6 protein-coding genes are annotated in these 7,133 nt (G+C 69.6%); 4 read left to right on the top strand and 2 right to left on the bottom strand.

Features of this window, described 5'->3' with window-relative positions; genetic code table 11:
• The 4 genes from VFE05_09345 to VFE05_09330 all read left to right on the top strand — a co-directional run.
• The coding region (locus tag VFE05_09345; protein ID HET6230261.1) for a hypothetical protein at positions 1-201 on the top strand (201 nt) is incomplete at its 5' end.
• 417 nt (positions 202-618) lie between these two features.
• Complete coding sequence (fabF, locus tag VFE05_09340) at positions 619-1,881, top strand: beta-ketoacyl-ACP synthase II (protein ID HET6230260.1); 1,263 nt, start codon at positions 619-621, stop codon at positions 1,879-1,881.
• Between the two features lie 291 nt (positions 1,882-2,172).
• Positions 2,173-3,033, top strand: a complete 861-nt coding sequence (locus VFE05_09335; GenBank protein HET6230259.1) for an RNA polymerase sigma factor RpoD/SigA — start codon at positions 2,173-2,175, stop codon at positions 3,031-3,033.
• Between the two features lie 94 nt (positions 3,034-3,127).
• Positions 3,128-4,366, top strand: coding sequence for a cysteine desulfurase-like protein (locus VFE05_09330; GenBank protein HET6230258.1), 1,239 nt, complete (start codon positions 3,128-3,130; stop codon positions 4,364-4,366).
• A gap of 333 nt (positions 4,367-4,699) precedes the next feature.
• On the opposite strand, the gene VFE05_09325 is transcribed toward VFE05_09330, so the two are convergent.
• On the bottom strand, positions 4,700-5,368 hold the full coding sequence (locus VFE05_09325; GenBank protein HET6230257.1) for a hypothetical protein: 669 nt from the start codon (positions 5,366-5,368) through the stop codon (positions 4,700-4,702).
• A 43-nt stretch (positions 5,369-5,411) separates the two neighbouring features.
• A complete protein-coding gene (locus tag VFE05_09320; GenBank protein HET6230256.1) occupies positions 5,412-6,743 on the bottom strand; it encodes a M28 family peptidase in 1,332 nt (443 codons plus the stop codon).
• Positions 6,744-7,133 lie beyond the last annotated feature (390 nt).

Below are 7,133 nucleotides of genomic sequence, written 5' to 3'. Positions count from 1 at the left end.
TTCCGCGACCTGGGCAACGGGCGCACGGCGGTCCGCATCGTCCACGAATGGGACGAGGGGCCGCACTGGCCGCTGCCGGGCCTGGCGCGCCGGGGGATCGGGAGCGCGGTGATCGGCCCCGTCTTCATCCACCACGTCGCCTCCCGCACCCTCGCCGGCATCCGCCGTCACGTGGAAGCCGAGGCGAAGCGCGGCGGGTGAGGGCGCGCGCCGGAGACGGTCGACACCTCGCATCGGCGGTGTCGGATTGCGCTCGGCCGATCAGCGTCGTGCGGGTAACGCATGGCGGGTGAGCCCCGCGCCGACAACGGCACGAACGCCACCTCCGTGGCCTGCTCCTCGATCTTCTCTCGCTTCGTAAGCTCCCGTCCCGCAAGCAGTTCTCCCCTCTCCCGCTTGCGGGGAGGGGCCGGGGGAGGGGGCACTTTTCCGCATGCGGCACCCTCATCTGTCCACTGCCGGCGCCCCACGACTCCACCTCCGGCCGCCCCCGCACGGAATCAGATGTGTGGGGTAGAAGTCTCGGCCTCTTGCGACAGCACGCGCGGGAAGCGAACGTGAGTCCGCTTCCCGCGCCGTTTTTTTCATCGCCCAGCCCCCACCCGGCAAGCGAATCCCATGACCCAGCAGAACGACGGCGGCAGCGCGCCGCGGCGCGTCGCCATCACCGGCATCGGCGCCATCACACCCATCGGCACCGGCGTGGAAGGGCTGTGGGAAGGGCTGCGGCGGCGCGAGAGCGCGGTGCGCACCATCGACCGCTTCGACACCTCGCCCTTCCGAACGCACATCGCGGCGCTGGTGGACGGCTTCGAGCCCACGGACTACATGGACCGCTCGCGCGCGCGCCGCACCGAGCGGTACGCGCAGTTCTCCGTCGCCGCGTCGCGGATGGCGATCGAAGACGCGAAGCTGGACCCCGCCGCGGAAGACCCGGACCGGGTGGGCGTGCAGATGGGCAGCGCGCTGGGCGGCGTGAGCTACGGCGAGACGCAGTTCGAGAACTTCCTCAAGGGCGGGGTCCGGGCCGTGGACCCCATGCTCGCCCTGGCTGTGTTCAACGGCGCCGCGAGCTGTAACGTGGCCATCGAGTTCGGCTTCACCGGCCCCAACAGCACCAACGGAATGAGCTGCGCGTCCGGCGCCATCGCCATCGGCGACGCGTGGCGGCAGATCGTGGCGGGCGAGGCCGACGTGATGCTGGCCGGGGGCATCGAGGCCCCGCTGGCGCCGCTCTGCTTCGGCGCGTTCGCCATCATCCGCGCCATGAGCACGCGCAACGACGACCCGGCGCACGCCTCGCGCCCCTTCGACGCGGACCGCGACGGTTTCGTGATGGGCGAGGGCGCAACGGTTCTCGTGCTGGAGGAGATGGAGCACGCCAAGGCTCGCGGCGCCCGCATCTATGCCGAGGTCAACGGCTACGGCACCAGCAACGACGCGCACCACATGACCGCCCCGCGGCCCGACGGCAGCCAGGCCGCGCGCGCCATGCGCGCCGCGCTCCGCACCGCGGGCTGGGCGCCCGAGGACGTGGACTACGTCAACGCCCACGCATCTTCCACCCCGCTCAACGACACCACCGAGAGCCTGGTGATCCGCGACGTCTTCGGCGACCACACCGACAGCATCAGCGTGAGCGGCACCAAGGGCTACCACGCGCACTGCCTGGGCGCCACCGGCGCCATAGAGGCCGGCATCTCGGCCCTGGCCATCCACCGCGGCTGGATTCCGCCCACGCTCAACCTGGAGAAGCCGGGCGAGGGCTGCGACCTCAACTACGTCACGGGTGAGGGCGAGACGCGGGAGGTGCGGCGCGTGGTGTCCAACTCGTTCGGCTTCGGGGGCATCAACGCGGCGCTGGCGTTGGGCGCCGTGTAACGGGACGGCCTTCTTCTTGCGGCGGGTTCGCGGCGCCTCCATAACGCCCGCGAAACCGCCGCGCAAGCACGTGCGCGGAACATCCGCGCGGCATGCAGGCTATAAGCGCCAAGCAGGACGGCGGCGATCCACCCGGATGACCAGGAGTTTGACAGTTGACGATCTCAGGCTTACATTAGCCGGTTATGATCGAAAATCCGGGAGACGTGCCGCTTTAATCTGGAGCAGCGAGCCCTCGCACGCCAACGAGGCTCGCTGCTCTTGTTCTTTCTCCAAAGGACGAGCCGAACCATGTTCCTGAGCTCACGGGCCCTCGATTCGTTTGACCAGTACCTGCACGACGTGGAGAAGTACCCGCTCATCGAGGACCCCGCCGAGGAGCGTGCCCTGGCCCACAGGGCGCGCGCCGGAGACAAGCAGGCCGCCGAGAGGCTGGTGACCGCGAACCTCCGCTTCGTGATCTCGTACGTGAAGAAGTACCAGGGGCGCGGGCTGGGCCTGGCCGAGCTGGTGTGCATCGGCAACGAGGGGCTGCTGAAGGCGGTGAAGAAGTTCGATCCCGACAAGGGAGTGAAGTTCATCTCGTACGCCGTGTGGTGGATCCGCCAGACGGTGCTGCAGGCCCTGGCCGAGCAGACGCGCTCCGTGCGCATCCCGCTCAACCAGAACTCCAACCTGGTCCGTCTCTCCCGCGTGGAGACGGCGCTCACCCAGTCGATGGGCCGCTCGCCCACCGACGAGGAGATCGCCAACGAGATGGGCGAGCCGGTGGATACCGTGCGCGCCCTGCGCCGCGTGGCCGCCAGCGAGCTCTCGCTAGACGCGCCGCTGGACCGCGGCGACCGCGACTCGGCCAGCTTCGGCGAGCGCTTCGCCGGCACCGAGAGCGACGAGATCGAGGAAGAGGTCGAGTCGGCCGCGCGCCGCGACTTCCTGGAGCGCATGTTCGAGAAGTACCTCACCGAGCGCGAGCGCAAGATCCTCTACCTGTACTACGGCCTGGACGAGGGCGAGGAGCGCACGCTGGAAGAGATCGGTTCGCTGCTCGGCGTCACCCGCGAGCGCATCCGCCAGATCCGCAACCGCGCCTTCGAGAAGCTGCGCGAGAGCCCGGACGGCTCGGCGCTGGAAGGCTTCTGGGCGGTTTCCTGAGCCTGCCCGGACCGGATAGATTGAAGGGGTGGACGGCCGCGCGCCGTCCACCCCTTCGCTTTTGCACATCGCCCTCATCTGCCGAGCGCCACGCATGACGTCTTCCGAGTTCGCCTCGCGCGTCCGCACTTCGTTCCCCGTCTTCGAGCGCCGCGTAGGCGGGAAGCCGATCGCCTTCTTCGACGGGCCGGGCGGCAGCCAGGTGCCGCGGTCCGTCGCGGACGCGGTCGCGGGCTACCTGACGCACCACAACGCCAACACGCACGGCGCCTTCCTCACCAGCCGCGAGAGCGACGCCGCCATCCTCGCCGCGCGTGAGGCGATGGCGGATTTCGTGAACAGCCGGGCGGACGAGATCGTCTTCGGCGCCAACATGACGACGCTCACGTTCGCGTTCTCCCGTGCGCTGGGGGCGGAGTGGGGGCCGGGCGACGAGGTGATCGTGACCGAGCTGGACCACCAGGCCAACGTGGCGCCCTGGCGGCGGATGGCGGAGGACCGCGGCGTCACCGTCCGCGCCGTCCCGTTCGACCGGGAGACGATGACGCTGGACTACGCGGCGCTGGAGGAGATGCTGTCGGACCGGACGCGGCTCGTGGCGATCGGCGCGGCGTCGAACGCGGTGGGCACGATCAACGACGTCTCGCGGGTGTGCTCGCTGGCGCGGGCGGCGGGGGCGCTCACGTACGTAGACGCGGTGCACTACGCGCCGCACCGGCTGGTGGACGTGCAGGCGTTCGGGTGCGACTTCCTGGCGTGCTCGGCCTACAAGTTCTTCGGGCCGCACGTGGGTATCGTGTGGGCCAAGCGCGAGCACCTGGAGCGGTTCACGCCGTACAAGGTGCCGCCCGCCAGCAACGACGCGCCGGAGCGCTGGGAGACCGGCACGCTGAACCACGAGGGCATCGCCGGCACGGGCGCCGCGGTGGACTTCATCGCGTCGCTGGACCCCGCGCCCGCCGGAGACGGCCGCCGCGCCGCGCTCGCCCGCGCGATGGCGCGCATCGACGAGCACGAGGGCGCGCTCGTGCGGCGGCTGCTGGACGGGCTGGGGGTGATCGGCGGCGTACGCATCTACGGTCCGCCCGCCAGTTCCCCGCGCACGCCCACCGTGGCGTTCACGGTGGAGGGTACGCCGCCGGACGCGGTCGCGGCGAAGCTGGGGGACGAGGGCGTGTTCGTGTGGAACGGGAACTTCTACGCCGTCACCGTCTGCGAGCGGCTGGGTCTGGAGGATTGCGGCGGCCTCATCCGCGCCGGCCTCGCCCCGTACAATACCGACGAAGACGTGGACCGACTGATCGAAGGCGTCGCCCGCATCGCCCGCGGCTGATCGTCATCTACCGATCACGATCCACCAAAATCGCAGAGGCCGCATTCCACCCGGGATGCGGCCTCTTCTCGATTCGGTTGATTCGGATCAGCCCAGCCAAGCCGGATCGCCGCCTCTCGTAGATGTCACGCTGCGGCACCGCCTGGGCGCGTAAACGCGCGGGCTACGACTGCGCGAAGCCACGGTGTAGGCTGCTCCGGGTCGGCCGATGCGGTTCGGGCGCGATGCGGCAACCGCGATTCCACCGCCTCGCGAGACGCTATCCGATTGTAGGGGTGCGATTTATCGCATCCGATCACTCTCAGGATGCTCAGGCGCGGCGGTCGAACGCCATCAATCCACCGACACCTGGTTGATGTCCTTCGCCTCCAGGATGTGTTTCGCGTAGCCGTTGCGGGCAACGGCGATCATCGCGCGGCCCAGGCGCTCGGTGGTGGTGGCGAAGTTGGGCGCCAGCGCGCGGATGACGGGCAGCAGCGGCGCCAGGAAGACGTAGCCGACGCGGTAGAGCCGCGTCCGCGACCGAATCCCATGCCGCGGGATGATCACCGCCGGGCGGAAGACGTACACGGCGCGGAACGGCATCTTCAGCAGCGCGTTCTCCGCCTTGCCCTTGATGCGCGCCCACATCACCCGTCCCGCCTCGGTGCTGTCCGCGCCCGTGCCGGAGACGAAGACGAACGTCATCCGCGGGTTCAGGCGGACGAGCGTGTTCGCGACATCTACCGTGAGACCGTGCGTGAGCTTCGTGTAGTCCGCCTCCGAAAGCCCGGCGGAGGTCACGCCGACCGCGAAGAAGCACGCATCGAGCCCCGCCAGCTCGCCCTCGATTGAAGAGAGGTCGGCGACATTCGGGACCACGAGCTCGAGCAGCTTCGGGTGCGACTGCCCGGTCGCGCTGCGGCCGACGGTGACGACCCGGCCGATCTCCGCGTCCAGCAGGCACTCGCGCAGCACGCCCTGGCCCACCATCCCGGTGGCACCGAAGATCACGACGTCCATCGTCCCTCCGTCCTGGTGAGATGCGGCGCCCAGCATCACGCCGTCAGGTGCACGGCTCGCCGATGGGCGGCAGCGGCTTGTCGACCGTGAGGCGCGCGGGGCGGTTCGCGACGGCCGCGGCCACGTCGCCCACGAACGAGGCGACGCGCGCGAGCTTGTCGTAGTCCAGCGTGTTCGTCTCGTCCTGCGGCTGGTGGTACTGCGGATGCAGGCCGCTGGTGAAGAAGGTCACGGGGATGCCGAAGCGCGCGTAGTTGTAGTGGTCGCTGCGACAGTAGATGTGCTCCGGGTGCCTGGGCACGTCCCAGCTGTAGTCGAAGCGCAGCCGCCGCGGCTCGCCCCGATTCACCTGCTCGATGAGATCGCCGAGCTGCGTTGACAGCCGCCGCGAGCCCACGAGGTACAGCGAGTCCGGCGCGTTCCGGCCGATCATGTCGATGTTGAGCTGCGCGACGATGGAGTCGCGCGGCACGGTGGGCCGTTCGGTGAAGGCTGCGGAGCCCAGCAGCCCCTTCTCCTCTCCCGTGTGCCACACGAAGAGCAGAGAGCGCGCAGGTCGCTGCTCCGGCGGCTGCGCGGCGAAGCGCTCCGCGATCTCAAGGATCGCCGCGGTGCCCGACCCGTCGTCGTCCGCGCCGTTGTAGATGGAATCGCCCTTCACCGGCGTGCCCACGCCCACGTGGTCGTAGTGCGCGCCCAGCGCCACGTACTCGCCCGCGCGCGCCGGATCGCTGCCGGGAAGCACGGCGACGACGTTCCACGCATCCACCGGCGTGGTCGTCTGCCGCAGCTCGTAGCGGAAGGTGCCGAGACCCGTCGCCGGCTGGCGTGCGCGGCTCAGCGGCTGCCCGATCAGCCGCTCGGCGAGCGCGGGGGAGATGAGGAAGATGGGCGGGCCGCCGGTCGCAGCCTCGCTCACCTGCGCCGCGGGGGCCACGGCGCCCTCCCGCAGCAGCTCCACGCCGGCCTCCCAGAACTCGTCCACCGCCGTTTCCTTCACGATCAGCACTGCGGCCAGCTTTGACGCGGGCGCCCAGAGCGACGGGAGCGAGAAGCGCTGGCGCGCCATCCCCGTGCCCGGCGCGTCGCCGAAGCGCAGCACCAGCACTGCGCCGTCGAGCTGCGCGCCGGTGAGGTCGCGGCCCTCCGGCACCGATGAGTCGGCCATGTAGCCGCCGTACACGATGGGCCCCTGCCCCACCGGCCGCGGCGAGCCCGGCACGTCGCTGGCGCCGCTCAGCGGCACGATCTCGCTCTGCGTCAGCGTCCGCTCGCCCGAGCCGACGGTCGCGGCCGCCGAGAAGACGTACGCCGTCCGCTCCAACGGCACGCGGTTGAAGAATGTGCCGCCGTCGCCCGCCGGCCGCAGCCCCATCCGATCGAGCTCCCGCCCGATGTAGTTTCGCGTCGCCAGGATCCCGCGCGATCCCGTATCCCGCCCCTGCATCGAATCGTCCGCGACGATGCCGACGCGGAGCCGCGCGTCCGCCGCCGTGATCGCGGACGAAGTCGCAGATGGATAGGCACCCTGTGCCGCACTGGTTCTCACGCGCAGCACCAGCGTGAAAACGAAAAACAGACAACCTACCATTACCACGCGTTTCGTAACTGTCATTCGTCTGTTTCTGGTTCGAACGTGGTGAGGCTGTACCCGTACCCTGTGGGGATCACATCCCTAAGGTGGATATCCAACCTTCGTAGCTGATTGATGGCGTTTTCGCTTCGAGACGAGACCGTTTCGGGAAGGGCTGCACCGTAATGTTGA

This window comes from Longimicrobiaceae bacterium (assembly GCA_035696245.1).
Classification (GTDB): domain Bacteria; phylum Gemmatimonadota; class Gemmatimonadetes; order Longimicrobiales; family Longimicrobiaceae; genus DASRQW01.
The sequence above is the reverse complement of the archived record's forward strand: the minus strand, read 5'-3'. Positions and strand labels throughout refer to the sequence as shown.

Excerpts from the sequence above, each read along its gene's own strand:
- VFE05_09320 (HET6230256.1), bottom strand. The coding sequence starts at position 6,743 with ATGGGGCTGCGGCCGGCGGGCGACGGCGGCACATTCTTCAACCGCGTG.
- VFE05_09330 (HET6230258.1), top strand. The coding sequence starts at position 3,128 with ATGACGTCTTCCGAGTTCGCCTCGCGCGTCCGCACTTCGTTCCCCGTC.
- fabF (HET6230260.1), top strand. The coding sequence starts at position 619 with ATGACCCAGCAGAACGACGGCGGCAGCGCGCCGCGGCGCGTCGCCATC.
- VFE05_09335 (HET6230259.1), top strand. The coding sequence starts at position 2,173 with ATGTTCCTGAGCTCACGGGCCCTCGATTCGTTTGACCAGTACCTGCAC.
- VFE05_09325 (HET6230257.1), bottom strand. The coding sequence starts at position 5,368 with ATGGACGTCGTGATCTTCGGTGCCACCGGGATGGTGGGCCAGGGCGTG.